Source organism: Nocardioides pantholopis, from assembly GCF_003710085.1.
Lineage (GTDB): Bacteria > Actinomycetota > Actinomycetes > Propionibacteriales > Nocardioidaceae > Nocardioides > Nocardioides pantholopis.
Map to the genome: position 1 here is coordinate 282,137 of NZ_CP033324.1, position 26,204 is coordinate 308,340.

The window sequence follows — 26,204 nt, forward strand, 5'->3', positions numbered from 1 at the left end:
GCCGACGGAACCGGACGGGGCCCACGCGCGTCCCACCGGCATGCGTCGACTCCTCGCCCCGGCCGCGGCCGCGGCGCTCCTCCTGACCGGATGCGCGGCCACCACCGACAGCGGGCCGCCACCCCAGCGGGCGGAGCCCGCACCGGTGGCGGCTGACTCCCCGTCCCCGACACCGGCGTCGGCCCGGGGGGAGGTCGCGGTGGGGCACTGCTTCGTGCTCCCCGTCGAGTTCGACGGGGAGCTGTGGAACGTGCCGTTCGAGGGCCAGTTCGGGTGGGGAGGCGGTCAGCCCAGGGGGTGGCGGGGTGTCGGGGTCATGGCCCGCGTCGGCGAGCGGGAGGCTCGCTTCGTCGACCGCGGCGGCGCCACCGTCGAGTTCAGGCCGGTGACCGACCCGACGGTGCGCCGCGTGGAGGAGGCGTGGTGCGCCTGAGCGGACCCTGGCGGGGCCGAGGGATCAGGCGTGGCCCTGGAGTGCCCGGGGGATCTCCCGGCCCTGCTCGATGGCCCGGGTGGGCGGGCTGACCCGCTTGATCTTCTTCACGCCGACGAAGGCGAGCAGGCCCGCCAGCAGGACGTAGGCGCCGAAGACGATCAGGAACGCCCAGTGCAGCGACAGGCCGCTGCCGTTCCAGTGGATGAAGTAGGCGATCGCGACCGAGAGCATGATGATCGCGAGGACCGCGATGAAGCCGGCCGCCGCGAAGAGGGCGATCCCGAGCGCGCCGAAACGCGCGCTCACCTTGAGCTCGGACTTCGCGAGCTGGATCTCCTTGGAGATGAGCGTCGAGATGTCCCGGCTGGCGTCGGCGACGAGGCGGCCGATCGTGGGGTCCTCAGGGGACGGAGCCGGGGCCGGTGCGGTTGCCATGCGGGGGTTCTCCTCGTGGGTCTGGGCGTGGTGCTGACCCTACGACACGGGCCGTCGGGGTCAGGCCGGCCCTTCGGTGCCCGGTCGGTCGGTCTCGAACACGTCGGGGATCGCGTTGCCGTCGGCGTCGACAGTCTCGAGCTCCGCGAGCCGGCGGTAGGCCCGGTTGCGGGCCCGCAGCACCACCGAGGCCAGCAGCGCCGCCAGCAGCGAGCCGACGAGGACACCGACCTTGACGTGGTCGACCTGGTCGGAGCCGTGGCCGTAGGCGAGCTCGCCGATCAGCAGGGACACCGTGAACCCGATGCCGCCGAGCATCGCCAGCCCCACGACATCGACCCAGGACAGCTCCTCGTCGAGGGTGGCGCGGGTGAACCTGGCCAGCAGCCAGGTCGCGCCGGTGATGCCGACGGTCTTGCCGAGGACGAGTCCCGCGACGATGCCGAGCGCGATCGGGTCGGCCAGCGCCTCGACCAGGCCGCTGAGGCCCCCCACGTCCACCCCGGCGGCGAAGAACGCGAAGACCGGGACGGCGAAGCCGGCCGAGAGCGGCCGGATCCGGTGCTCGAAGTGCTCGGCCAGCCCCGGACCGGCGTCCGGCCCGCCGGCCGCGTGGCTGCGCAGCACCGGCACCGTGAAGCCGAGCAGGACGCCGGCGACCGTGGCGTGCACGCCGGACTCGTGGACCAGCACCCAGGTGATCAGCGCCAGCGGGACCAGCAGCCACGGCGAGCGGATCCGCTTCTGGACCAGCAGCGCGAACGCCGCCAGCGGCACCAGTGCCAGCAGCAGGAACGGCAGGTGCAGCTCGTCGGTGTAGAAGATTGCGATGATCGTGATCGCGAGCAGGTCGTCGACCACGGCGAGCGTGAGCAGGAACGTGCGCAGCCCGGAGGGCAGGTGGGTGCTGATCACCGCGAGCACCGCGACGGCGAACGCGATGTCGGTAGCGGTCGGGATCGCCCAGCCGGCCAGCGCGTCGCCGTCGCCGAGGTTCCACAGCACGAAGACCAGGGCCGGGACGGCCATGCCGCCCACAGCGGCGGCGACCGGGACCGCGGCGCGGCCCGGGTCGCGCAGGTCGCCGGCGACGAACTCCCGCTTGAGCTCCAGGCCGGCCACGAAGAAGAAGACCGCCAGCAGCCCGTCCGCGGCCCAGGTCCCGAGGGTGAGGTCGAGGTGCAGCGCCTCCGGGCCGATCCGCAGGTCGCGCAGGTCGGCGTACGAGCCGCCCCACGGGGTGTTGGCCCAGACGATCGCGATCGCGGCCGCCGCGATGAGGAGCATCCCGCCGGTCGTCTCGGCGCGCAGGATCTCCGCGATCCGGGAGGACTCGCTCCACGAGCCGCGGGCGAACAGGCGCTGACGTGCAGAGTTCTGGGATGCCATGTGAGGCTCCTTCGGGGTCGGCGGCAGACTGCCGACCAGACTTCCCGGCGCACCGGGAGCCCAGCCTACCTGCCGGATCCGGCAGGTAGGCGCCCGGCGTCAGTCGTCCGAGCTCCCCCCGGAGAGCCCCTGGGAGATCAGCTCCATCACCGAGGAGTCGGCCAGCGTGGTGACGTCGCCGATCTCGCGGTGCTCGGCGACGTCGCGCAGCAGCCGGCGCATGATCTTGCCCGAGCGGGTCTTGGGCAGCTCGGGGACGATCATGATCTGGCGCGGGGTGGCGATCGGGCCGATCTCCTTGCGGACGTGGCCGCGCAGCTCCGCGACGATGTCGGAGCCCTCTCCCGCGTCGTCGGCCTCGTCCCGGAACTCGTCGCGCAGGATGACGAACGCGCAGACCGCCTGGCCGGTGTCCTCGTCCTTGGCGCCGACGACCGCCGCCTCGGCGACCTTGGGGTGGGAGACCAGTGCCGACTCGATCTCGGTGGTGGAGAGCCGGTGGCCGGAGACGTTCATGACGTCGTCGACCCGGCCCAGCACCCACAGGTCGCCGTCGCTGTCCTTCTTGGAGCCGTCCCCCGCGAAGTAGTAGCCCTGCTTGCGGAAGCGCGACCAGTAGGTGTCGACGTAGCGCTGGTCGTCGCCCCAGATCGTGCGCAGCATCGAGGGCCACGGCTGGGTCAGCACCAGGTAGCCGCCCGACCCGTTCGGCACCGGGGTGCCCTCCTCATCGACGACCTCGGCGCTGACGCCGGGGATCGGGATCATCGCGGAGCCCGGCTTGCCGTGGGTCACCCCGGGCAGCGGGCTGATCATGATCGAGCCGGTCTCGGTCTGCCACCAGGTGTCGACCACCGGGGTGCGGTCCCCGCCGATCACGTGGCGGTACCAGACGTAGGCCTCGGGGTTGATCGGCTCGCCGACCGAGCCGAGGATCCGCAGCGAGCTCATGTCGCGCCGGTCGGGGATCTCGCGGCCCTGCTTCATGAACGAGCGGATGGCGGTCGGGGCGGTGTAGAAGATCGAGACCTTCAGGTCCTCGATGATCTGCCACCACCGGCCCTTCTCCGGGGTCTCGGGGGTGCCCTCGTAGAGGACCTGGGTGACTCCGTTGGCCAGCGGGCCGTAGACGATGTAGGAGTGCCCGGTGACCCAGCCGACGTCGGCGGTGCACCAGTAGACGTCGGTCTCCGGCTTCAGGTCGAAGACCGCCCAGTGGGTGTAGGCGCAGCCGACCAGGTAGCCGCCGGTGGTGTGCAGGATGCCCTTGGGCTTGCCGGTGGTGCCGGAGGTGTACATGACGTAGAGCGGGTGCTCGGCGTCGAAGGCCTCCGGGGTGTGCTCGGGCGAGGCGCCGTCGACGACGTCGTGCCACCACACGTCCACGGCGTCGTCCCACCCCTGCTCGCCGAGGTCCTGCCCGGTGCGGCGCACGACCAGGACCTTCTCGACCTCGAAGCCGGTGGCGGCCGTCTTGGCGCGGGCCTCGTCGACGGCGGGCTTCAGCGCGGACGCCGCGCCGCGCCGGTAGCCGCCGTCGGCGGTGATCACGACCTTCGCCTGGCAGTCGGTGAGCCGGGAGGCGAGCGCGTCGGAGGAGAAGCCGCCGAAGACCACTGTGTGCGGAGCGCCGATCCGCGCGCACGCCAGCATCGCGACGATCGCCTCCGGGATCATCGGCAGGTAGATCGCCACCCGGTCGCCGGTGGCGACGCCGAGGTCGATGAGCGCGTTGGCAGCCCGGGAGACCTCGTCCTTGAGCTCGGCGTAGGTGATGTCCCGGGTGTCGCCGGCGGGCTCACCGATCCAGTGGATCGCCACCTTGTCGCCGCGCCCGGCCTCCACGTGCCGGTCCACGCAGTTGTACGCCGCGTTGAGCCGGCCGCCGACGAACCACTTCGAGAACGGCGGGTTCGACCAGTCCAGGACCTGGTCCCAGCGGGTGTCCCAGGTCAGCCGGTCGGCCTGCTCGGCCCAGAACCCCTCCGGGTCCGCGGCGGCCCGGTCGTACGCCTCGGCCGTGAGGTTGGCGGCTGCCGCCAGGTCGGCCGGCGGTTCGAACCGGCGGTCCTCCGTCAGCAGGTTGGACAGGGTCTCGTCGCTCACGTCGTGCTCCTGGGTCGAGGGGGCGGGTGGCACCCGCCACACTAGGGGGCCCGCGATGCCCTCCGAAGCGGCTGCCGGGGGCAGCCGCTCCGGACGGCGTCCGCGGGCGGGGCGCTCAGTGCTTGACCGCCTGCTCGGCGCCCGCGCCGGTCAGGGCGCGGACCTCGAGCTCGGTGTAGCGGTCCTCGGCGGTCGGCTCCTTGGAGGTGATCGACCCCAGCCAGCCGAAGAAGAACCCGAGCGGGATCGAGACGATGCCGGGGTTCTCCAGCGGGAACCACGAGATGTCGATGCTCGTGGGCAGCAGGGACAGGTTCTTCCCGGTCGCGTCCTCGCCCTTGCCCGAGACGACCGGCGAGAAGAGCACCAGGCCCACCGAGGAGATCAGGCCGCCGTAGATGCTCCACACCGCGCCGCGGGTGTTGAAGCGGCGCCAGAACATGTTGTAGACGATCGCCGGCAGGTTCGCCGAGGCCGCGACCGCGAAGGCCAGGGCCACGAGGAACGCGATGTTGAGGTTCTGCGCCGGAATCGCCAGCAGGATCGAGACGGCGCCGATCGCGCCGGCCGCGATCCGGGTCATCCGGATCTCCTGCTGCTCGGTCGCGGTGCCCTTCTTGATCACGTTGTTGTAGATGTCGTGGGCCACCGACGCCGACGACGTCAGGGTCAGGCCCGCGACCACCGCGAGGATCGTCGCGAACGCCACCGCCGCGATCAGCGCGAGCAGGATCGCGCCTCCGGTCGAGCCGGCGCCGCCGCCGACCTCCTCGGCGAGCCGCGGCGAGGCCAGGTTGCCGGCCGCGTCCAGGGTGCTGGTGTCCAGCAGCGCCGCGGCCCCGAAGCCCAGCACCAGCGTGAACAGGTAGAAGACGCCGATCAGGCCGATCGCCCACAGCACCGACTTCCGCGCGTCCCGCGAGGTCGGGACCGTGTAGAAGCGGATCAGGATGTGCGGCAGCCCGGCGGTGCCGAGGACCAGCGCGATGCCGAGGCTGAGGAAGTCGATCTTGCTGGTCGTCGTCGCGCCGTACCGCAGCCCGGGCTCGAGGAACGCCGAGCCGGCCCCGGAGTTGGAGGCGGCGGTGCCCAGCAGGTCGGAGAGGTTGAAGTCGAACTTCAGCAGCACCAGCACCACGATCAGCGCGGAGCCGGCCATCAGCAGCACTGCCTTGACGATCTGCACCCAGGTGGTGCCCTTCATCCCGCCGACGGTGACGTAGAAGATCATCAGCGCGCCGACGGCGACGATCGTGAGGTTCTTGATCGCCTGGTCGTCGACCCCGAGCAGCAGGCTGACCAGCGCGCCGGCACCGACCATCTGGGCCAGCAGGTAGAAGATCGAGACCACCACGGTCGAGGTCGCCGCCGCCATCCGGACCGGGCGCTGGCGCATCCGGAACGCCAGCTGGTCGGCCATCGTGTAGCGCCCGGAGTTGCGCAGCATCTCCGCGACCAGCAGCAGCGCCACCAGCCAGGCGACGAGGAAGCCGATCGAGTACAGGAAGCCGTCGTACCCGCTCAGGGCGATGGCGCCGGAGATGCCGAGGAAGGATGCGGCGGACATGTAGTCGCCGCCGATCGCGAGGCCGTTCTGGACGCCGGAGAACCCGCGTCCGCCGGCATAGAAGTCGGCAGTGCCGGAGGTCTGCCGACTGGCCCAGAACGTGATCCCGACGGTCAGCGCGACGACGGCGAGGAAGAGCAGGGAGGTGAGCAGCTGGTCGTCCATCAGCGCTTCCCCTCCTCGTAGGCCGCGTCGAGCTCGCGGGCCAGCGGGTCGAGGCGAGCCGTGGAGAACCGGCTGTAGGCCCACGCGAGCAGGAACGTGGTCAGGAACTGAAGGAGCCCGAAGACCAGGGCGACGTTGATGTTGCCGATGACCTTGGTGCTCATGAAGTCGCCGGCCCAGTTCGACATGACGACGTAGAGCAGGTACCAGACCAGGAACGCGACGGTCGCCGGGAACACGAAGCCGCGGTAGCGGCGGCGCAGCTCGGTGAACTCGGCCCGCTCGTGGAGCTCGTCGTAGACCGGATCGTGACGTGCGGCCGGATCGCTCTCTTGGGTGCTCACGGGGTCCCCTTCCGCTGACGTGGCCACGGATGTGGTCGGCGTCACGTTAGGAGCGTCGTGGCGCGTCGGCACCCCCGCTCGGCGCCACGTCGCCCAGCGGCCGCCGCCCGTCGCCGAGCGGTCGGTACGGCGCGACGAGCGGTCGCCGCGCGGGGTCAGCCCCGGTCGAGCTGGACGGTCTCCGGCGTGTGCAGCCGCACCATCAGCCGCCGGGTGTGGGCCGGCACCCGATCCGGGGTGAGCAGGCTGACCACGACCATGGTGGCGAGGGCGAGCGGCACCGACCAGGCGGCGGGCTGGGCGAGCAGGACCCCGCCCCAGCCGGACGCCGGCCCGCCGGCGAGGGCGTGCACGACCGCGCTGCCCGAGCCGAGACCGCCGGCCACCAGTCCCGCGACCGCGCCGGCGTCGGTCAGCCGGCGCCACCAGATGCCGAGCAGCAGCAGCGGGCAGAACGTCGAGGCCGCGACCGCGAACGCCAGGCCGACCGCCCGGGCCACCCCGAGGTTCGGGGCGGCCAGCGCGGTCAGCGCCGGCACCAGCACCGCGACCACCGTCCCGAGCCGGAAGGCCGCCACGCCGCCGAGGCGACGCTCGCCGTAGGCGCGGCCGGTCACGTCCTGGCTGAGCACCCCGGCCACCGCGATCGCCAGGCCGGAGGAGGTGGAGAGGAAGGCCGCGAACGCGCCGGCGGTCACCAGGCCCGTCAGCAGGTCGCCGGCCAGCCCGTCCACCATCAGCCGCGGCAGCTCCAGCACCAGCACGTCCGAGCGCGCCGAGCCCACCAGGTCGGGGGCGTACGCGCGCCCCAGCGCGGCGTACGCCGGCGGCAGCAGGTAGAAGACCCCCAGCAGCGCGAGCACCACCAGCGTGGTCCGGCGGGCCGCCCGCCCGTCGGGGTTGGTGTAGAACCGCACGACCACGTGCGGGAGCCCCATCGTGCCGAGGAACGTCGCGACGATCAGTGAGTACGTCGTGTAGAGCCCCGGGCCGCCGCCCGCGGCCAGCGGCACCGACCAGCTCCCGTCCCCGGTCGCCCGGCTGCCGGGGCTGCCGTCGCCGACCCACACGATCAGCAGCACCGCCAGCGGCACCAGCAGCGCGGTGAGCTTGAGCCAGTACTGGAAGGCCTGCACGAACGTGATCGAGCGCATCCCGCCGGAGGTGACGTTCGCGAGCACCACCAGCGCGACGGTCACCGGCCCGAGCCACACCGGTGCGCCGACCGCGGAGCGCAGGGTCAGGCCGGCGCCCTGGAACTGCGGCAGCAGGTAGAGCCAGCCGATCGCCACGACCAGCACCGAGCAGGCCGCCCGCGCGGTGCGTGAGCCGAGCCGGGCCTCGGCGAAGTCCGGCAGCGTGTAGGCGCCGCTGCGGCGCAGCGGGGCGGCGACCAGCACCAGCAGCACCAGGTAGCCCGCGGTCCAGCCGATCGGGTACCAGAGCATGTCCGCGCCGAAGGTCAGCACCAGGCCGGCGACGCCCAGGAACGACGCGGCGGAGAGGTACTCCCCACCGATCGCCGAGGCGTTCAGCCGCGGGTTGACGCTGCGCGAGGCGACCATGAAGTCGCTGGTGGTCCGCGAGAACCGCAGTCCCCAGGTGCCGATGGCCAGCGTCGCGACCGCCACCAGCGCGACCGCGACGATGCCGGGCACCGCGTCCATGTTCACGGCCGGCTCTCCGGAAGCCTCACTCGTCCGCCTCGCGCAGCAGCTCGGCGAACGCCTGCTCGTTGCGCTCGGCACGGCGCACGTACCACCAGCCCAGCCCGACCAGCAGCGGGTAGACCAGCAGGCCGAGCAGCAGCCACGCCAGCGGCAGGCCGGCGACGTGCACCTCGGCGAGCCCGGGAGCCAGGTGGAAGAGCAGCGGCAGCATGCCCACGCAGCCGGCCAGGACCAGCAGCACCCGGGCGGCGAGCGCGAGCTGGTCGCGCAGCAGCGAGCCCAGGTAGATCCCGCCGAGCCGGGTGTCGGCGTCGATGTCGCGGGTCCGCGGGGGAGGGGTACGCCGCCGCGCGGGGCCGGTGACCCGGACCCGCTCGGGGCGCGGGTCGCTCACGGGGCGGCCCGGTGCAGGAGCAGCTCGCGCAGCTGGCGGGTGTGGCGTCGGCTCACTCCCAGCTCGGTCCCGCCCGGGGCGCCGGCGCCGCCGGGTCCACCGACGACGACCGAGCACCGCCCGCCCTCCATGCGCACCTCCGCGACGTGCGCCAGCGACACCAGCAGCGAGCGGTGGATGCGCACGAAGCCCGCCGGCCCCCACTCCTCCTCGAGCTGGGAGAGCGGGATCCGGACCAGGTGCGAGGCGTCGCCGGTGTGCAGCCGGGCGTAGTCGCCGTGGGCCTCGACGTGGCTGATCTCCGAGCGCCGGACGAAGCGGGTGACGCCGCCCAGCTCGACCGGCACCTGGAGGTCGCCGTCCACGGCGCGCTCGGCCACCCCCTCCACCACGCCCGCGACGCGGCGTACCGCCTCGGCGAGCCGGTCCGAGCGCACCGGCTTCAGCACGTAGTCGACCGCGCGCAGCTCGAACGCCTCGACCGCGTGGCCCTCGTGGGCCGTGACGAACACGATCGGCGGCGGGGTCCGGAACCGGCCCAGCACCTGGCCCAGCTCGAGGCCGGTGAGCCCGGGCATCTGGATGTCCAGGAACACCGCATCGACCTCGAGCTCCTGGAGGATCCGCAGCGTCTCGGTCGCGGAGTCGCAGGTGAGCACCTCGGCCACCCGGGGGTCCTCGGCGAGGAGGAAGGCGAGCTCGTCCAGCGCGGGACGCTCGTCGTCGGTGACGAGCACCCGCAGCCCCGCCCGTGGCCCGCTCATGGCTGTCCCGCCCCCTGCATGGCGGCGATCCTGCCGGTTCGGCCGCTACGGCGCCAGCGTGTCGAGCCAGTCCCGCAGGTAGCGGCCCTCGTCGTCGAGGTCGACCGTGAACCCGGACGCGAAGGCCTTCTGGGTCCACGAGTCGGGCGGGTGGGGCAGGTCCGGGGTGCTCCAGACCGAGGTGAGCCGGTGCCCGCGGACCGCGGCGATCAGGTGCTCGTTGCGGGCGGTGTAGGTCCACGGCCCGATCGTGAGCACCTCCTTGGGGGTGTCGGTCAGCGCGAGCGTGAACAGCCCGCTCCCGCCGAACCCGGCGACCACGTCGGCCGCCCGGAACGCCGCCACCTGCTCCGCCAGCGGGTGGTCCTCGGGATAGAGGATCTCGAAGCCGTGCTCGGCGAACAGCGCCTCGACGTCGGGGGTGTTGTGGCAGGCGCGCTTGAGGCTCTGGCGTCGGGAGACGAAGAGCCGGCGCGGCCGCTCCCGGGCCGCGGCCCCGGCCGCGAGATGGTCCCCGATCCGGTCCCAGCTCCGCACCATGTCCGGATGGACGTGGCGCGGCAGCGACCACATGCTGGTGGCGGTGTAGAGCCGCTCGGGGCGGCAGGGGCGCTCGAAGACGTGCACGTCGTCCTCGGCGATGCCGAAGGCGCCCAGGACGTCGAGCTCGAACGGGTGCAGCACCACCGGGTCGCGGTCGTGCTGGAGGGTGGTGAGCAGCTTGACGTCCGGCTCCAGCTCCCGGACCCGGTCCCAGGCCCACATCCGCCCGGTCTGCTCGGTGAGGAGGTGCCCGTAGTGGCCGGGCCACTCGGAGTCGAAGTGGAAGTACGCCCCGGGCAGGTCGTCGGGGGCGCTGATGTCACGGCGCACCGAGCCGAACAGCGGCGCCCGCTCCACGACGTACACGTTGCCCATCCGCTCCATCCAGGACTGGCGGAAGGTCTCGGGCAGCAGCACGTTCTTGCTGGCGACGATCTGCCCGCGCGAGCAGGTGGGGGCGTTGTAGCGGCGCAGGCTCAGCGGCGGGACGTCGAAGCGCCGCTGGAGGTAGGGGTCGTCGGGGCGGTTGTGCCGGTAGTCGGCGCTGGACTCCCACGACGCCGCAGGCCGACCCTCGAGGCGCTCGCCGAGGCGGGGTCGTGCGGCGAGAACCGCGTCGACCTCCTCCTCGCGCAGCTTGGCCAGGGCCCTGCGGGCGGAGACGACCCGCAGCACCTGCCGGTGCACGCTCACCTCGCCGAGGATCGTCGTCAGGCCGGCCACGTCGCGGAAGGGCACCCCGAGCCCGCGGTGGTCCTCGTGCTGGCGCATCCGCGCGGCCTGGGCGGCGCTGAGCAGGTCCCACAGGTCGCCGTCGAACTCCGGCTCGAAGGGCAGCCCCTCGTTGGGCAGCGCGTCGCCGGCCGGCAGCGTCCTAGCGGCGGGGGCTGCGTCGGGGGCTGCGTCGGGGGCCGGGCCCGGGGCCGGGCCCGGCTCGGCGTCCGGCTCGCCCGGGACCAGCCGCCGGGCGACGTACACGCCACCGGTGCGCAGGTGCAGGAAGGTGCGCTGGAACAGCACCCGCTGCTCCTCGCCCGTCGTGTCGGAGGCGTCCACGACGAGGTCGAACGGGGCATGGATGGTCAGGTCGACGTGCACGGCCGAGACGTCGTCGTCGGGACGGACCGCGACGACCTGCGCGTCTGGCCACTGGCCCTCCAGGAGGTCGACCCACTGCTGCGTCTCGTCGCCGCCGGCCACGATCAGCCAGGGCGCCCTGCCCCGGGGCCGGGCCTGGAGCGCCGACTCCACGGCCGCGGCGACCTCGCTCAGCACCGGCTCGCCCGGTGCCCGGTCGTCCCAGAGCTCCTCGGCCCGGCGGAGCAGGTCCGGCAGGGCCGACGCCGCCGGTCCCGGCTCGGGCTCCCCTGGTTGGCCTGGTTGGCCTGGTTGGCCCGGCTGGCTGGGCTGGCTGGGCTGGCCGGCCTCCGTTGCGTGACCGGCGAGCTTGCCGGTCACGGAGCGGCGGAGGTCTGGGAGGCGCACGGCTCCATCCAACCTCAGACCTGGACGCCCGGGGCGAACTTCGGCACCCTGACGACTACACGGGTGCCCGCACGGGGAGCGGTCTCGACCACCAGGCCGTGCTCGTCGCCGTAGGCGTTGCGCAGCCGGGCGTCGACGTTGCCGAGCCCCACCGAGTCCAGCGCCGCGTCGCCGGCCAGCGCCCGGCGTACCTTCTCGGGGTCCTCGCCGATCCCGTCGTCCTCGACCTCGATCTCGCACTCCTGGCCGCGGTCGCGGGCGACGATGCGGATGTGGCCGCCGCGGTCGCTGCGCTCCAGCCCGTGGCGCACGGCGTTCTCGACCAGCGGCTGGATGCACAGGAACGGCACCGCGACCGGCAGCACCTCGGGCGCCACGCTCAGCGTCACCTGGAGCCGGTCGCCGAAGCGGGCCTGCTCCAGGAGCAGGTAGCGCTCGACCGAGCGCAGCTCCTCGGCCAGCGTCGTGTACTCGCCGTGCCGGCGGAAGGAGTAGCGGGTGAAGTCCGCGAACTCCAGCAGCAGCTCGCGGGCCCGGTCGGGGTCGGTACGCACGAAGCTGGCGATCGCGCCGAGCGAGTTGTAGATGAAGTGCGGGCTGATCTGGGCCCGCAGGGCCCGCACCTCGGCCTCCATCACCCGGGTCCGCGAGGCGTCGAGCTCGGCGAGCTCGAGCTGGCCCGAGACCCACTGGGCGACCTCGTCGGTGGCGCGGGCCAGCCCGGCAGTCGGGTACGCCGCGAACGCCTGCAGGGTGCCGACCACGCGCTCGTCGACGACCAGCGGGGTCGCGATCACCGTGCGCACGTCGCAGCCCGGCTCCAGGCACGGCAGGTCGCCCCGGTCGAAGCTGCGCGCGGCGCCGGCCTCCACCGTCGCCGCGGCGAGTGCTGGGATCTGCGGGGCGTGGTGCTGGCCGAGCCCGTCCCAGGCGAGCAGGCCGGCGGTGTCGGTGAGGGCCAGCGCGGGCGTGCCGAGCAGGGCGCGCAGGTGCCGGATCGAGCGCTCCGCGCTCTCCCGGGTCAGCCCGGCCCGCAGTGCCGGGCTCGCCTGGGAGGCGGTGTGGAGGGTGCGGAACGTGGCCCGGTCAGCCTCGGTGCCCAGGTGTCTCCTGCGCCATCCGCGCCTCATGGCGTCATGGTGCTCACAGTTCGGTCCGGCTTGTCGAGGGGGAGGCGGGGTACCCCGGCCGCATGAGTGACTCCCCACGCGACCCGCACCGCATCGCCGGCTACCTCGGCAGCCTCGGCACCTTCACCACGGGCATCGCGGCCACGGTGCTGGTCGCCCGCCGCCGTGGCAAGACCTGGCCGGAGCGGTACGCCGTCACCGACCTGGTGCTCGGTGCGGTCGCGACCCACAAGTTCGCGCGGGTGCTCACCAAGGAGGGCGTGACCACGCCGCTACGGGCCCCGTTCACGGAGTTCGTCGGGGAGGGCGGCTCGGCCGAGGTCACCGAGAAGCCGAAGCACGGTGCGGCGCACGTCCCGGGGGAGCTGCTGACCTGCCCGTTCTGCATGGCCCCGTGGATCGCCGCGACGTACACCGCCGGGCTGGCGCTCGCGCCGGGACCGGCCCGCGCGTGGGCAGCCGTCTTCGGGATGGTCGCCGGCTCGGACTTCCTCCAGCACGTCTACGCGCGCACCCGGGAGGACTGAGCGGAGAGCCCGCGGTTCCGGCAGGCCGGCTCAGCGGAAGTCGATGAGCAGCATGTCGGTGTCGGTGCCGTCGGAGGTCGTCTCCATCGGCGTCGGCTCGTCCAGGCCGCGCACGGTCTGCGTGGCGGCTGCCGCCTCCGGTGGCCGCGGCGGGGCGAGCGCCTCGTCGCGGACCCGGGCCCGGTAGCAGCGGGCGGTGTAGGGCAGCTGCATGCCGTCCATGCCACGCCCGTAGTCGTCGTAGAAGGCGAGCACCTCGGCGAGCTTCGCCGCGCGCTCCTCCTCCGCCAGGGTGGCGATCGCCGAGCGGGAGAGGGCGAGGTCCTGGACGGTGTCCCGGTCCACCCGCTGCCAGTGCTTGAACGTCTCCTCGTCGACGGGCGCGAAGGCGGCGGAGGCGGTCAGGGGCTCGATCAGGTCCTCGCGCTGGTCCTCGTCGCCGAGGATCCGGGCGAGCCGCCGCACCCACGGGATGCGCAGGTCGGCGAAGTTCCAGACCAGCGCCAGATGCCCGCCGGGGCGCAGCACCCGGGTGATCTCCGGCAGCGCCCGCTCGTGGTCGAACCAGTGGTACGCCTGCGCGGACACGACGACGTCCACCGAGCGGTCCGGGAGGGGCAGCTCCTCCGCGGCGGCCGCCGCGGCCCGGACCCCGGGCACCGACCGCGCGAGCTGGTCGAGCATGGCGGGGTCGGGGTCGGTCGCGTGCACGTCGTGACCCAGCGCGACCAGGTGCCCGGTGAGCTTGCCGGTGCCGGCCCCGAGCTCGAGCACCGAGACCGGGCGCTCGCCGGCCAGCCACGCTGCTGCCTCGCGGGGGTACGCCGGCCGGCCCCGGTCATAGGCCGAGGCCACGGCGCCGAAGGAACGGGCGCGGTCGGGCCGGGAGTGGTCGCTCATCGGTCCGACCCTAACGCGCAGTAGCGTGACCCGGCGTGACCGTCGATCCACTTGCCCGGCTGGTGTCGCTCGAGGGCGTCCCCAGTGCCTTCGCCGCAGCGCGGGACGGCATCGACGTGATGCTGCGCGACCGCGGCCTGCGGCGTACCTCCCCGGAGACGACAGCCGAGTCGCTGCTCCGCGGCGCCCACGCCAGCGCCGTGCTGGAGGGCTCCACCGCCACCCTCGCCGAGGTCCGGGCCGGCACCGGCGACGCGGTGGCCGCGGATGCGGTGCGGGTCTCGGCGGCGCTGCTGGCCGAGGTGCCGACGCTGCGGCGCTCCCCGCTCCAGGCGCTCGCGCGGGTGCACGCACTGGCGGGCGCCACGTCGCTGCCCGAGGACCGCCTCGGCCGGCCCCGCGACGCGGCCTCGGCCGAGCGGCTCCAGGAGCTGGCCACGATCCTGACCGCGCCCACGCAGGCGCCGGCCCTGATCGTCGCCGCGGTCCTGCACGCCGAGCTCGCCACGGCCGCGCCGTTCGCCTCGCACAACGGCATGGTGGCCCGAGCCGCGGAGCGGCTGGTGCTGGTCTCCCGGGCGGTGGACGAGAAGTCGCTGGTGGTGCCCGAGGCCGGTCACCTGGCGCTGCGCGCGGCGTACGAGTCGAACCTGCGCGGCTACGCCGAGGGCGGGCGGGCCGGCGTCCACGCGTGGCTGCTCTACGCCGCCGAGGCGTACGCCGCCGGGGCCGAGGCGAGCCCGCTGCGCCGCCCCGCGGAGTAGCCCCGCGGAGTAGGAGGCTGCCCGAACATGCGAGTGGCACCCGCGTTCTTCACCCGGATGCCACCGCTGACACGCGAAACCATGGCTACCAGGCGTGCAAGGTCAACTACTGCGGCCGGCTTCACCGGCTCGGACAGCGCCCCCAAGGAGGGTAGATCGCCGCGTGGGTACCGCGGTTCGCGTGTACGTCTGTGGAGTTGTGACTTCTTTTCTACGCCCGTTCGGGGGCGGGGACAAGCCTTGACTTTCGGGCCCGCCAGGGGGCGGTGCTCAGGCCTCGAGCCGGCGCTTGCGGGCGCTGGCCCAGAGCATGCCGCCGACCGCCACGGCCCCGCCGACGGCGAGCGCCGCGAGCGTGGGCCGGCCCGCCGGGAGGACCCGGCTGCGCAGGGCGATGGGGCGGTTGAAGACCAGGACCGGCCAGCCCTTCGCAGCGGCGAGGCGACGCAGGTCGCGGTCCGGGTTCACGGCGTAGGGGTGCCCGACTGCCCCGAGCATCGGGGCGTCCGTGACCGAGTCGCTGTAGGCGTAGCACTCGGCGAGGTCGTAGCCGGCCTCGTCGGCCAGCTCGCGGATCGCGCGGGCCTTCTCCTCGGCGTAGGCGTAGAACGCGATGCCGCCGGTGTAGCGGCCGTCCTCGACCTCCATGCGGGTCGCGATGACCCGGTCCGCGCCGAGCATCGCGCCGATCGGCTCGACCACCTCGCTTCCGGACGCCGAGACGATGACGACGTCGCGGCCGGCGAGCCGGTGCTCCTCGATCAGCGAGACCGCCTCGTCGTAGACCAGCGGGTCGACGATGTGGTGCAGGGTCTCGGCGACGATCTCCTTGACGGTGGCCACGTCCCAGCCGGCGCACAGCTGTGACATGAACTGGCGCATCTTCTCCATCTGGTCGTGGTCCGCGCCGCCGACCAGGTAGACGAACTGGGCGTACGTCGAGCGCAGCACCGCGCGGCGAGAGATCAGGCCGCCGGCCTGGAAGGGCCGGCTGAACGCCAGCGTGCTCGATTTCGCGATGATCGTCTTGTCGAGGTCGAAGAAGGCCGCAGTGGGGCGGGACGCCATGGGGACATCGTAGGTGGCGAGCCGGTGACCCCGACCAGGTTCCGTCCACAGGGCCGCGCGGGGCGGCCCTCGTCCACAGCCCGGGGCCCGGCGTCCGGCCGGCGTCTCCGGGGCCGGGAGCCTGCTGCCATGCGCACGCCCCTCCTCATCACCGCCGACGAGTCGCTCCTCGACGAGCTGCTCCGCCTGGCTGCGGCCGCCGGGGTCACCCCGGACGTCGCCCACGACGCCGCGGCCGCCCTGCGGGGCTGGGCGGCGGCGCCCCTGGTCCTGCTCGGCGCCGACCTCGCGGCCCCGGTGGCCCGGCTCGCGCCGGGCCGGCGCCCGGGGGTGCACGTGGTCGCCTGGGGCGAGTCCCCCGACGAGCTGTTCCGGCTGGCCCTCGCGGTCGGTGCGGAGAACGTCGCCGAGCTGCCCCGCTCCGACGGCTGGCTCACCGACCTGCTCACCGACCTGGGAGACAGCGGCCGGGCGCGAGGCTTCACGGTGGGGGTCCTGGGTGGCTCCGGCGGCGCCGGGGCGACGACGTTCGCGTGCGCGCTCGGTCAGGTCGCGGCCCGGTCCGGGCCGGCGGTGGTGATCGACGCCGACCCGCTCGGTCCCGGCGTGGACCGGGTGCTCGGCCTCGAGGGCGAGGAGGGGGTCCGCTGGGACGCGCTGTGCCAGACCACCGGGCGGCTGGGCGCCCGGTCGCTGCGCGACGCGCTGCCCCGGCGCGGCGACCTCGGAGCCCTCACCTGGTACGCCGGAGCCAGCGAGCCGCTGCCGGCGGACGCCGTCCGGGAGGTGCTCTCGGCGGCCCAGCGTGGCCACGACGTCGTCGTCGTGGACCTGCCCCGGGCGGCGGACCCCGTGGTCGAGGAGGTGACGGCCCGGTGCGACCTGGTGCTCGTGGTGGTCACGCCCGGCCTGGCCGGTCTCGCGTCCGCCGCCCGGCTGTGCGCCCGCCTTCCGGACCGCAGCGGGGTCCGGCTGGTGGTCCGGGGCCCGGCGCCGGACCCCCGTGAGGTCGCCCGGCTGACCGGGGTGGGGGTCCTGGTGACGATGGCGGACCAGCGCGGTCTGGCGGAGTCGATCGGGCTCGGCCTGGGGCCGGTGCGGTCGCGGCGCGGCCCGTTGGCCCGGGCCGTCGGCGAGGTGCTCGCGCGGGTCGCGGTGAGCCGGGCCGCCGCGTGAGCGCCACCACGGACCCGGCCCCGGGGCTGCCGGCCGGCACGCTCGACGCCGTCCGCGACCGCCTCGCCGCCCATCCGGGCCCGGTGACCCCGCACCGGGTGGCCGAGGCGCTGCGGGAGGCGGGCCGCCCGGTGGGCGACGCCACGGTGCTGGCCGTCTACGAGTCGCTGCGCCGCGACATCGTCGGCGCGGGTCCGCTGGAGCCGCTGCTGCGGCTGCCGGACGTGACCGACGTCCTGGTCAACGGGCCCGAGGAGGTCTATCTCGACCGCGGCCGCGGCCTGGAGCGCACCGGGACGACGTTTCCCGACGAGGCCGCGGTCCGCCGCCTCGCCCAGCGCCTGGCGGCCGCTGCCGGCCGACGCCTCGACGACGCCGCCCCGCACGCCGACCTGCGACTCGCCGACGGCACCCGCTTCCACGCGGTGCTGGCCCCGGTCTCCCGGCCCGGAACGGCCCTGTCCCTGCGGGTGCCCCGGCGCCAGCACTTCTCGCTGGCCGACCTGGTCGCCGCCGGCGGGCTGAGCCGCGAGGGCGCCCGCCTGCTCGAGGCGGTGCTGGCCGCGCGCCTGGCCTTCCTGGTGAGCGGCGGCACCGGCAGCGGCAAGACCACCCTGCTCTCGGCACTGCTGTCCGCGGTGCCCGCGACGGAGCGGCTGGTCGTGGTCGAGGACGCCTCCGAGCTGCGGCCGGAGCACCCGCACGTCGTCGGCCTGGAGGGGCGGCCGCCCAACATCGAGGGCGCCGGCGCCATCGACGTGCGCACGCTGGTCCGGCAGGCGCTGCGGATGCGTCCGGACCGGCTCGTGGTGGGTGAGGTGCGCGGTGCGGAGGTGGTGGACCTGCTCGCGGCGCTCAACACCGGCCACGAGGGCGGCTGCGGGACCTTGCACGCCAACTCCGCGGCCGACGTGCCGGCGCGGGTCGAGGCGCTGGCGCTGGCCGCCGGGCTCGACCGGGCCGCCGCTCACAGCCAGCTCGCGTCCGGGGTGGACCTGGTGCTGCACGTGGTGCGGGGCCGCGACGGCGCCCGCCGGCTCCGGGAGGTCGCGGCCCCGGAGCGGGAGCCGACCGGCCTGGTCCGGATGGTCACGGCCGTCGAGTTCGACTCCGCCGGCCGCAGCCGCACCGGTCCCGCGGCCGACCGGCTGGACGCGCTGCTGGACCGGCGAGCCGGATGAGCCCGGTCGGCATGACCGAGAGCATGACCCAGAGCATGGCCGGGAGAATGGCCGAGCCCGCCGCGCTGGTCGCGGCCGTTTGCGCGGCGGGAGCCGTGCTCCTGATGTTCCCGTCGAGCCGGTCGGGACCTCGCCGTCGCCTGCCCGGGGCAGGCCCGCCCGTGCTGGTCGGTGCCGTCGGGGCGGTGCTGGTACTGGGCGATGCGACCGGTCAGCGGGCCGCCCTCGTCCTGGTGGCCGCGGGAGCGCTGGCCGGCGCCCTGGCGCTGTGGCGTCAGCGTGCCGCCCGGATGGAGGCCGAGCACGTCGGCGGCCGGGTGCTGGAGACCTGCGAGCAGCTCGCGGCCGAGCTCTCGGTGGGCCAGCCGCCCGGGCTCGCGCTGCGGCGCGCCGCCGCGCTGTGGCCGCCCGTGCGGCCCGCGGCCGAGGCGTTCCGGGTGGGCGCGGACGTGCCCGACGCACTGCGGCAGACGGCGCGAGCGCCGGGGGCGGGGGACCTGCGACTGGTGGCGGCCGCCTGGCAGGTCTCGCACCGCACCGGGCAGGGGCTCGCGGAGGCGGTCGACCGGGTGGCGGTCGAGCTCCGCGCCGCCCGCGCCACCCGGCGCGTCGTCGCCGGTGAGCTGGCCTCGGCCCGGGCCACCGCCCGCCTGGTGGCCGGCCTGCCGGTACTGGCGCTGGCCATGGGCTCGGGGGCCGGAGGCGACCCCTGGGGGTTCCTGCTCGGCTCGCCGGCCGGGCTGGCCTGCCTCGCCGGCGGCGCCGGGTTCGCACTCACCGGGCTGGCCTGGATCGAGGCGATCGCCCGCGACGTGGACCGCGCCCGGTGAGCCCGGGCGCCGCGCTCGTCCTGGCCGCCCTCGCGGCCGGGGGAGCGCTGGCCCTGGCCCTGCCCGGCCGATCGGGCGACCTGCCGCCCCGCGCCTTCCCGCCGGGTCCCGCCGGAGCCACGGGCTCTGCGGGGCACGGGGCCCGCCGTGGCGACGACCAGGGCTGGATGCTGCGCTACCGCCCGCTGTGGTCGGCGCTCGCCGGCCTCGGCGCGCTCACCTTCCTCGGCGGCCCGGCGGGGGTGGTGGCGGCTCCGGTGACCGGGGCGGTGGTCTGGGTGGCGGTCGGCCGCGCCGAGCCACCGGCGCAGCGTCGCCGTCGGGAGGCGGTCCGCGCGGACCTGCCGCACGTGGTCGGTCTGCTCGCTGCCGCGCTGCGCGCCGGCACCGCGCCGGGGGCTGCGGTCGCCGCCGTCGGCGCGGCCCTGCCCGGCGCCGCCGCGGACCGGCTCGCGCCCGTGGCGGCCCGGCTCGCGGTGGGGGTCGATCCGGGCCAGGTCTGGGCCGAGCTGGCCGAGGACCCGGTCCTGGCACCGCTCGGCCGGACCATGGCCCGGGCCCAGGCGACCGGAGCTCCGGTGGTCCGCTCCGTGGAACGGCTGGCCGAGGAGCTGGCGCAGACGGCCCGGGCCGACGTCGAGGACCGGGCCCGCGCCGTCGGCGTCCGGGCCGCGCTGCCGCTGGGGCTGTGCCTGCTGCCCGCCTTCGTGCTCGTGGGGATCGTGCCGCTGGTCGCCGGGATGCTCGGCACCCTCGGCCTGTGACCGGGCGGCTCGGGCCGCCAACCGTCCACCGCCCGGCCCTCCGCGCCGGCCCTCCACAGCGGCGCCCCAGCACCGGGCCCGGCGTCGCCGCCGCGGCCGAGTGTGGTCCCGGTGGCCACGCCCGTGGCCGGAGAAGGAGAAGATCCGATGACCCACATCCCCACCCCGCCGATCCCGCTGCCCCGCTCGGGCCGCGACGAGCGCGGCATCACGACAGCCGAGTACGCCGTGGGCACGGCCGCCGGCGCCGGCCTGGCCGGCCTGCTCTACAAGCTGCTCACCGGCGGCTTCGGTGACAAGCTGCTCAAGTCGCTGTTCGACCACGTCCTCGGCCTGCTGGGCATCGGGTGAGTGGCGGCCGTCCGCGCGGGGAGCGGGGGGCGGCGACCGCCGAGCTGGCGCTGGTGCTGCCGCTGCTGGTCGCGGTCACGATCGGCCTGGTCTGGCTGCTCGCGGTCGGCGCAGCGCAGGTCCGGGTCGTCGACGCCGCCCGCGAGACCGCGCGGGCGGCGGCCCGCGGCGACGCCGACGCCGCGGCGATCGCCCGCGGGCAGGGGGTGGCGCCGCCCGGATCCCGGATCACCCTGGCGCGGGGACCGGAGGAGGTCCGGGCCACCGCCAGCGGGCGGGTCCGCGGCCCGGGCGGGCTGTTCGCCTTCCTGCCCGGCGTGACCGTGCGGTCCGAGGCGGTGGCGGCGGCCGAGGACCTGCCGTGACCGGCTCGCCGGCCCGCGACGAGCGCGGCTCCGCGTCGCTGATGGCCACGGCCTGCCTGGGGGTCCTGCTGCTGGTCGGCGCGGGGCTCGGGGTGGTGGCCGCGATGGTCGTGGCCCATCGCCAGGCGCAGGCGGCCGCCGACCTGGCGGCGCTCGCCGCCGCCCAGGACGTCGCCCGAGGCGGCAGCGGCTGCGGGGCGGGGATGGCGATCGCCCAGGCGAACGACGCGAGCGTCCTGGAGTGCCGCGTCGACGGTCGCGACGTGCGGCTGCGGGTGTCGGTGCGGGGGCCGCGCTGGCTGGGTCAGGACGGCGACCTGGTCGCCGAGGCCCGGGCCGGCCCGGCCTGAGCTGGCCTAGGTGGCCTAGGTGGTCGGGGCGCCGGCCAGCAGCACCGTGAGCAGGGCGGCGGCGCCGGCCTTGTCGAGGGGGTTGTTCTGGTTGCCGCACTTCGGCGACTGGATGCACGAGGGGCAGCCGTCCAGGCAGGCGCACGAGTGGATCGTCTCGAGCGTCGCCGAGAGCCACGCGCGGGCCGCGGCGTACCCGCGCTCGGCGAAGCCGGCCCCGCCGGGGTGACCGTCGTGGACGAAGACCGTGAGCATCCCGGTGTCGGGGTGGACGGCCGTGGAGACGCCGCCGATGTCCCACCGGTCGCAGGTGGCGAACAGCGGCAGCAGGCCGATCGAGCAGTGCTCGGCGGCGTGCGCGGCGCCGGGGAGGTCCGCGGTCGCCAGCCCGCTCTCGGCGAGCACGTGATCCGGGACTGTCCACCAGACCGCGGCCGTGCGCAGCGTGCGCTCGGGCAGGTCGAGCGGCTCCTCGGCGAGCACCTCACCGCTGGGCTGGCGGCGCTTGAGGAACGACACGACCTGGTGGCTGACGTCGACGTCGCCGAACGAGAGCCGGCAGCCGCCCCAGTCCTGGTGCTCGCGCTCGGCGACGATCGCGATGTCGGTGATCTCCCGCGCCGAGGTGGAGTAGCCGGGGTCGGCCCGGCCGATGACCGCGACGTGCTCGTCGAGGTCCAGGGAGTCCACCAGCCAGGTCTCCCCGCGGTGGACGTAGACAGCGCCCGGGTGCGCCGCGGCGTGCGCGCCGGCGGCATCGACGGTGCCGATGACCCGACCGGTCCCGGCCTCGACCAGCTGCACCGGGGAGCCGCCCGAGGAGCGGATGTCGGCGAGGTCTGCGGCCCGGCGCCGGTCGGTCCAGAACCAGCCGCGCGGCCGCCGACGCAGCAGCCCGGCGGCGGTGAGCGCATCGACCACGTCGCGGGCCGTGGGACCGAACAGCGGCAGGTCCTCCTCGGTCAGCGGGGCCTCCTGCGCGGCGGCGCACAGGTGCGGCCCCAGCACGTAGGGATTGCCGGGGTCGAAGACCGTGGCCTCGACCGGCTGGCCGAGCAGGGCCTCGGGATGGTTGACGAGGTAGGTGTCCAGCGGGTCGTCGCGGGCGACGAGGATTCCCAGCGCGTCGCCGGCCCCCCGTCCGGCGCGCCCGAGCTGCTGCCACAGGGCGGCGCGGGTGCCGGGGAAGCCCGCCATCAGCACGGCGTCCAGCCCGCTGATGTCGATGCCGAGCTCGAGGGCGTTGGTCGCCGCGAGACCGGTGAGGTCGCCGCGGCGCAGCGCGTCCTCGAGGGCCCGCCGCTCCTCGGGGAGGTAGCCGCCGCGGTAGGACGCGACGCGCCCCGGCAGTGCTGGGTCCACCTCGGCCAGCAGCTCCGCAGCGGTCATCGCGACCTGCTCGGCCCCGCGCCGGGAGCGCACGAACGCCAGCGTGCGCACCCCCTCGACGACCAGGTCGGCGAGCAGGTCGGCGGTCTCGGAGGACGCGGCCCGGCGCACCGGCGCGCCGTTCTCCCCGGTGAACGAGGTGAACGGCGGCTCCCACAGGGCCAGCGCGACCCGGCCCCGCGGCGAGGCGTCGGCGGTGACGGCCAGGACGTCCAGGCCGGTCAGCCGGCGCGCGGCCGTCTCCGGCTCGGCGACCGTCGCCGAGGCCAGCACGAAGGTGGGATAGGCCCCGTAGGAGGCGCAGACCCGTCGCAGCCGGCGCAGGACGTGGCTGACGTGGGCGCCGAAGACGCCGCGGTAGTGGTGGCACTCGTCGACGACCACGAAGCGCAGCGACCGCAGGAACTGGGCCCAGCGGGCGTGCCCCGGCAGCAGCGAGCGGTGCAGCATGTCGGGGTTGGTGAGGACGTACTCGGCGTGGTCGCGCGCCCAGTCGCGCTGCTCGCGCCCGCTGTCGCCGTCGTGGGTGGTCGCCCGCACGTCGAGGCCGAGCGAGGTGATCGAGGTCAGCTGGTCCTGGGCGAGGGCCTTGGTCGGCGCGAGGTAGAGCGCGGTGGCACCGCGCTGGCCACGCGCGCCTCGGGACTCGCGGATCCGGGTGAGGGCGGGCAGCTGGTAGGCCAGCGACTTGCCGGAGGCCGTGCCGGTCGCGACCACGACGTGCTGCCCGGCGTGCGCGGCCTCGGCGGCCACCGCCTGGTGACGCCAGGGCGAGCGCACCCCGCGGGCCCCGAAGGCGGCGACCACGTCGGGACTGGTCCAGTCCGGCCAGGGCACCGGGTCGCCCGCCCGCGGCGGGAGCACCTCGAGGTGGGTGAGGCGGTCCTCCCGGCCCGGCACCGAGGCCAGGCGGTCCACCAGTGCGGCAACCGAGCCGCCGCGCGGGGAGAGGGTCGTCGTCACGGTCCCGATTCTGGCAGGGCGCACCGACACGCAGCCGGTCCGCCGGGGGGCGACCGGTCGCCGTGGGGGCAGCCGGGGTTAACTACGGTGTGCGGCCGACTCGTCGGCGTGGTTTCATATGCAGGCCAAGTGTGGGGACGCGGTGTCTCCAGCAAGGCGGCTCAGTCAGTCCTTCGAGGGAGTACACGTGGACCTCACTCTTGCAACGCGCGACGTCGATGGGAAGACCATCGTTGCCGTCGGCGGCGAGATCGACGTCTACACGGCCCCCAAGCTGCGCGACAAGATCACCGAGCTGGTCGCCGCCGGTGTCTACGACCTCGTCATCGACATGGAGGCCGTCGAGTTCCTCGACTCCACCGGTCTGGGCGTGCTGGTCGGCGGCCTGAAGAAGGTGCGCGCCCACGACGGCTCGCTGCACCTGGTCTGCACCCAGGACCGCCTGCTGAAGATCTTCCGCATCACCGGCCTCGCCAAGGTGTTCGTGATCCACGACTCCGCCGACGCCGCGCTCGCCAACAGCTGAGCGCACCCCTCCTCCCGGCTCCCGCCGGCCCGGCCGCGCCCCGCGCATCCGGGCCGTTCGCGCGCCCTGACTCGCACCCCTGATGTGGTGTGCGTCACATCCTTCACCGTGACGCACGTCTCATCTGCGTAGACTCCCGCTCGTTCCGACCTGGATCGCTCCACCCATCCGCGGCCCCGAGCCGCAGCATCCATCTCTGGAGGAAGCAGATGACGGGGATCTCTCCCGCTGTCGTGGAAGTCTCCGGTGGCAACTTCGTCCTGGTCGTCGTCGTCGCCCTGATCGCGCTCGGCGCGCTGGCGATGGCGGCGATGTTCCGCCAGGAGGTCCTGTCCGCCGCCGAGGGCACCGCGAGCATGAAGGCCATCGCCCAGGCCGTCCAGGAGGGCGCGGACGCCTACCTGCGGCGGCAGTTCCGGACCCTCGCGATCTTCGCGGCACTCGCGTTCTTCCTGCTGCTGGCGCTGCCGGCGGACGACGCAGTGGTCCGGATCTTCCGGTCGGTGTTCTTCCTGGTCGGTGCCGGGTTCTCCGGCGCCGTCGGCTACCTGGGCATGTCGCTGGCGGTGCGCGCGAACCTGCGGGTCGCCGCGGCCGCCAACACCACCGGCCGCGAGGCCGCGATGAACATCGGCCTGCGCACCGGCGCCACCGTCGGGATGCTGACCGTCGGGCTCGGGCTGCTCGGCGCGAGCGTCGTGGTGCTCTGCTTCCAGGACGAGGCGCCGCACGTGCTGGAGGGCTTCGGCTTCGGCGCCGCGCTGCTCGCGATGTTCATGCGGGTCGGCGGCGGCATCTTCACCAAGGCCGCCGACGTCGGCGCGGACCTGGTCGGCAAGGTCGAGAACAACATCCCCGAGGACGACCCGCGCAACGCGGCGACGATCGCTGACAACGTCGGCGACAACGTGGGCGACTGCGCCGGCATGGCGGCCGACCTCTTCGAGTCGTACGCCGTCACGCTGGTCGCGGCGCTGATCCTGGGCTCCCAGGCGTTCGGCGACGCCGGGCTGGTCTTCCCGCTGCTGATCCCCGCGATCGGCGCGCTGACCGCGGTCGCCGGGGTCTACCTGACCCGGCCCAAGGCCGGCGAGAACGGGCTGGTCACGATCAACCGGTCCTTCTACCTCTCCTCGGGCATCGCGGCGATCGCCTCGGTCGTGCTCGCGTTCGTCTACCTGCCGACCAGCTTCGGCGACCTCGAGGGCCTGGAGGACAACACGCTCGACCGGGTGATCGGCGGCACCGCCGACGGCAACCCGGCGCTGATCGCCGCGGTCGCGGTGGTGATCGGCATCGTGATGGCGGCCGGCATCCTGGCCCTGACCGGCTACTACACCGGCACCGAGTACCGCCCGGTCAAGGACGTCGGCCGGACCTCGCTGACCGGGCCGGCCACCGTGATCCTCTCGGGCCTCTCGGTCGGCTTCGAGTCGGCGGTCTACACGACGCTGGTCATCGGCGCCGCCGTGTTCGGGGCGTTCCTGCTCGGCGGGGTCTCGCTGACGGTCTCGCTCTTCGCGGTCGCGCTGGCCGGCTGCGGACTGCTCACGACCGTCGGCGTCATCGTCGCGATGGACACCTTCGGCCCGGTCTCCGACAACGCCCAGGGCGTGGCGGAGATGTCGGGCGACGTCAGCCCCGAGGGCGCCCAGATCCTGACCGAGCTCGACGCGGTCGGCAACACGACCAAGGCGATCACCAAGGGCATCGCGATCGCCACGGCCGTGCTGGCGGCGACCGCGCTGTTCGGCTCCTACGCGACCTCGGCCTTCGAGGCGCTCGAGGACGCCAAGCCGGACGAGGACGAGTTCGCGCTGGCCGACTTCTTCGTATTCAACCCGGCGGTCCTGGTCGGGGTGCTGCTCGGCGCCGCCGTCGTGTTCATGTTCTCGGGGCTGGCGATCAACGCGGTCGCCCGGGCGGCGAGCGCGGTGGTCTTCGAGGTGCGCCGGCAGTTCCGCGAGATCCCCGGGATCATGGAGGGCACCGGCCGCCCGGAGTACGGCAAGGTCGTCGACATCGTCACCAAGGACTCCCTGCGCGAGCTGATCACGCCGGGCATCCTGGCGGTCCTGGCGCCGATCGCTGTCGGGTTCGGGCTCGGGGTGACGGCGCTGGCCGGCTTCCTCGCCGGCGCGATCGGCACCGGCACCCTGATGGCTGTCTTCCTGGCCAACTCCGGTGGTGCCTGGGACAACGCCAAGAAGCTCGTCGAGGACGGCCACCACGGCGGCAAGGGCTCCGAGGCCCACGCCGCCACGATCATCGGCGACACGGTCGGCGACCCGTTCAAGGACACCGCGGGCCCGGCCATCAACCCGCTGATCAAGGTGATGAACCTGGTCTCGCTGCTCATCGTCAGCGCCGTGGTGTCGCTGAGCGTCGGCGAGGACGAGAACGACGTCGCCCGGATCCTGATCGCGATCGCGGCCGCCGCGATCATCGCCGCCGCGGTCATCATGTCCAAGCGGCGCTCGGTCATGATCGGCGACGACGCGCCCCCCGGCCCGCCGCCCCCGCCGCCGCCGACCACGGTGGACCCCTCCCCGGCCGAGCACCTCTAGCACCGGCACGCCCCTGACGGGGCCGGCGCGACGCGCCGGCCCCGTCCCGGCGTCC

25 protein-coding genes are annotated in these 26,204 nt (G+C 74.5%); 12 read left to right on the forward strand and 13 right to left on the reverse strand.

From position 1 onward, the window contains the following. Positions 1 to 40: 40 nt before the first annotated feature. Positions 41 to 433 carry a hypothetical protein gene (locus EBO35_RS01295; protein ID WP_122816125.1) on the forward strand — a complete coding sequence of 131 codons (393 nt, stop codon included), beginning with the start codon at positions 41 to 43 and terminating at the stop codon, positions 431 to 433. 24 nt (positions 434 to 457) lie between these two features. Here EBO35_RS01295 and EBO35_RS01300 read toward each other — a convergent pair whose 3' ends face one another. The 10 genes from EBO35_RS01300 to EBO35_RS01345 form a co-directional block, all read right to left on the reverse strand. Beyond that, complete coding sequence (locus EBO35_RS01300; RefSeq protein ID WP_122816126.1) at positions 458 to 871, reverse strand: phage holin family protein; 414 nt, start codon at positions 869 to 871, stop codon at positions 458 to 460. A 60-nt stretch (positions 872 to 931) separates the two neighbouring features. After that, a complete protein-coding gene (gene nhaA / locus EBO35_RS01305; protein ID WP_122816127.1) occupies positions 932 to 2,260 on the reverse strand; it encodes a Na+/H+ antiporter NhaA in 1,329 nt (442 codons plus the stop codon). Positions 2,261 to 2,359: 99 nt separating this feature from the next. Continuing rightward, the gene (gene acs / locus EBO35_RS01310; RefSeq protein ID WP_122816128.1) at positions 2,360 to 4,366 is read right to left on the reverse strand and encodes an acetate--CoA ligase; all 2,007 of its coding nucleotides are present in this window, start codon (positions 4,364 to 4,366) and stop codon (positions 2,360 to 2,362) included. Positions 4,367 to 4,481: 115 nt separating this feature from the next. Next, positions 4,482 to 6,098: a solute symporter family protein gene (locus tag EBO35_RS01315; protein WP_122816129.1), complete on the reverse strand. Its 1,617-nt coding sequence runs from the start codon at positions 6,096 to 6,098 to the stop codon at positions 4,482 to 4,484. Beyond that, positions 6,098 to 6,442, reverse strand: coding sequence for a DUF485 domain-containing protein (locus EBO35_RS01320; RefSeq protein WP_122816130.1), 345 nt, complete (start codon positions 6,440 to 6,442; stop codon positions 6,098 to 6,100). Before EBO35_RS01320 ends, EBO35_RS01315 begins: the two co-directional genes overlap by 1 nt. Positions 6,443 to 6,597: 155 nt before the next feature. Continuing rightward, positions 6,598 to 8,109 (reverse strand): sodium/solute symporter, encoded by a 1,512-nt coding sequence (locus tag EBO35_RS01325; protein WP_122816131.1) that lies wholly within the window; start codon positions 8,107 to 8,109, stop codon positions 6,598 to 6,600. 25 nt (positions 8,110 to 8,134) lie between these two features. Continuing rightward, positions 8,135 to 8,506, reverse strand: a complete 372-nt coding sequence (locus tag EBO35_RS01330) for a hypothetical protein (RefSeq protein WP_122816132.1) — start codon at positions 8,504 to 8,506, stop codon at positions 8,135 to 8,137. Then, the gene (locus EBO35_RS01335; protein WP_122816133.1) at positions 8,503 to 9,270 is read right to left on the reverse strand and encodes a LytR/AlgR family response regulator transcription factor; all 768 of its coding nucleotides are present in this window, start codon (positions 9,268 to 9,270) and stop codon (positions 8,503 to 8,505) included. Before EBO35_RS01335 ends, EBO35_RS01330 begins: the two co-directional genes overlap by 4 nt. A gap of 45 nt (positions 9,271 to 9,315) precedes the next feature. Continuing rightward, entirely contained in the window at positions 9,316 to 11,298 is a 1,983-nt protein-coding gene (locus tag EBO35_RS01340) for a glycosyltransferase family 61 protein (RefSeq protein ID WP_164477753.1), read from the reverse strand. A gap of 14 nt (positions 11,299 to 11,312) precedes the next feature. After that, complete coding sequence (locus EBO35_RS01345) at positions 11,313 to 12,428, reverse strand: sensor histidine kinase (RefSeq protein ID WP_122816135.1); 1,116 nt, start codon at positions 12,426 to 12,428, stop codon at positions 11,313 to 11,315. A 62-nt stretch (positions 12,429 to 12,490) separates the two neighbouring features. Between EBO35_RS01345 and EBO35_RS01350 the strand changes: the two genes are divergently transcribed. Then, the gene (locus EBO35_RS01350; protein ID WP_122816136.1) at positions 12,491 to 12,955 is read left to right on the forward strand and encodes a DUF1360 domain-containing protein; all 465 of its coding nucleotides are present in this window, start codon (positions 12,491 to 12,493) and stop codon (positions 12,953 to 12,955) included. Between the two features lie 30 nt (positions 12,956 to 12,985). On the opposite strand, the gene EBO35_RS01355 is transcribed toward EBO35_RS01350, so the two are convergent. Next, positions 12,986 to 13,855, reverse strand: coding sequence for a class I SAM-dependent methyltransferase (locus tag EBO35_RS01355; protein WP_122816137.1), 870 nt, complete (start codon positions 13,853 to 13,855; stop codon positions 12,986 to 12,988). A gap of 35 nt (positions 13,856 to 13,890) precedes the next feature. Between EBO35_RS01355 and EBO35_RS01360 the strand changes: the two genes are divergently transcribed. Then, the gene (locus tag EBO35_RS01360; RefSeq protein WP_122816138.1) at positions 13,891 to 14,619 is read left to right on the forward strand and encodes a Fic family protein; all 729 of its coding nucleotides are present in this window, start codon (positions 13,891 to 13,893) and stop codon (positions 14,617 to 14,619) included. Positions 14,620 to 14,889: 270 nt separating this feature from the next. Here EBO35_RS01360 and EBO35_RS01365 read toward each other — a convergent pair whose 3' ends face one another. Further along, complete coding sequence (locus EBO35_RS01365; protein ID WP_122816139.1) at positions 14,890 to 15,687, reverse strand: HAD family hydrolase; 798 nt, start codon at positions 15,685 to 15,687, stop codon at positions 14,890 to 14,892. A 129-nt stretch (positions 15,688 to 15,816) separates the two neighbouring features. Here EBO35_RS01365 and ssd point away from each other — a divergent pair, with 129 nt between their 5' ends. The 7 genes from ssd (at position 15,817) to EBO35_RS01400 (ending at position 20,704) form a co-directional block, all read left to right on the forward strand. Then, positions 15,817 to 16,863: a septum site-determining protein Ssd gene (gene ssd, locus EBO35_RS01370; RefSeq protein ID WP_122816140.1), complete on the forward strand. Its 1,047-nt coding sequence runs from the start codon at positions 15,817 to 15,819 to the stop codon at positions 16,861 to 16,863. Continuing rightward, positions 16,860 to 18,044: a TadA family conjugal transfer-associated ATPase gene (locus tag EBO35_RS01375; protein ID WP_164477754.1), complete on the forward strand. Its 1,185-nt coding sequence runs from the start codon at positions 16,860 to 16,862 to the stop codon at positions 18,042 to 18,044. The genes ssd and EBO35_RS01375 overlap by 4 nt, the downstream gene beginning before the upstream one ends. 11 nt (positions 18,045 to 18,055) lie before the next feature. Further along, positions 18,056 to 18,874, forward strand: a complete 819-nt coding sequence (locus EBO35_RS01380; RefSeq protein ID WP_164477755.1) for a type II secretion system F family protein — start codon at positions 18,056 to 18,058, stop codon at positions 18,872 to 18,874. Continuing rightward, positions 18,871 to 19,638: a type II secretion system F family protein gene (locus tag EBO35_RS01385; RefSeq protein WP_122816142.1), complete on the forward strand. Its 768-nt coding sequence runs from the start codon at positions 18,871 to 18,873 to the stop codon at positions 19,636 to 19,638. The genes EBO35_RS01380 and EBO35_RS01385 overlap by 4 nt, the downstream gene beginning before the upstream one ends. A 147-nt stretch (positions 19,639 to 19,785) precedes the next feature. Next, positions 19,786 to 19,989 carry a DUF4244 domain-containing protein gene (locus EBO35_RS01390; RefSeq protein ID WP_122816143.1) on the forward strand — a complete coding sequence of 68 codons (204 nt, stop codon included), beginning with the start codon at positions 19,786 to 19,788 and terminating at the stop codon, positions 19,987 to 19,989. After that, positions 19,986 to 20,354 carry a TadE family type IV pilus minor pilin gene (locus EBO35_RS01395; RefSeq protein WP_122816144.1) on the forward strand — a complete coding sequence of 123 codons (369 nt, stop codon included), beginning with the start codon at positions 19,986 to 19,988 and terminating at the stop codon, positions 20,352 to 20,354. The genes EBO35_RS01390 and EBO35_RS01395 overlap by 4 nt, the downstream gene beginning before the upstream one ends. Beyond that, positions 20,351 to 20,704, forward strand: coding sequence for an Rv3654c family TadE-like protein (locus tag EBO35_RS01400; RefSeq protein WP_241153801.1), 354 nt, complete (start codon positions 20,351 to 20,353; stop codon positions 20,702 to 20,704). The genes EBO35_RS01395 and EBO35_RS01400 overlap by 4 nt, the downstream gene beginning before the upstream one ends. A gap of 15 nt (positions 20,705 to 20,719) precedes the next feature. Here the strand turns inward: EBO35_RS01400 and EBO35_RS01405 are convergent, their stop codons facing one another. Further along, complete coding sequence (locus tag EBO35_RS01405; RefSeq protein WP_122816145.1) at positions 20,720 to 23,056, reverse strand: DEAD/DEAH box helicase; 2,337 nt, start codon at positions 23,054 to 23,056, stop codon at positions 20,720 to 20,722. Positions 23,057 to 23,243: 187 nt separating this feature from the next. Here EBO35_RS01405 and EBO35_RS01410 point away from each other — a divergent pair, with 187 nt between their 5' ends. Both EBO35_RS01410 and EBO35_RS01415 read left to right on the forward strand, forming a co-directional pair. Beyond that, entirely contained in the window at positions 23,244 to 23,582 is a 339-nt protein-coding gene (locus EBO35_RS01410; protein WP_122816146.1) for an anti-sigma factor antagonist, read from the forward strand. 209 nt (positions 23,583 to 23,791) lie between these two features. Then, positions 23,792 to 26,149 carry a sodium-translocating pyrophosphatase gene (locus tag EBO35_RS01415; RefSeq protein ID WP_122816147.1) on the forward strand — a complete coding sequence of 786 codons (2,358 nt, stop codon included), beginning with the start codon at positions 23,792 to 23,794 and terminating at the stop codon, positions 26,147 to 26,149. Positions 26,150 to 26,204: the final 55 nt, after the last annotated feature.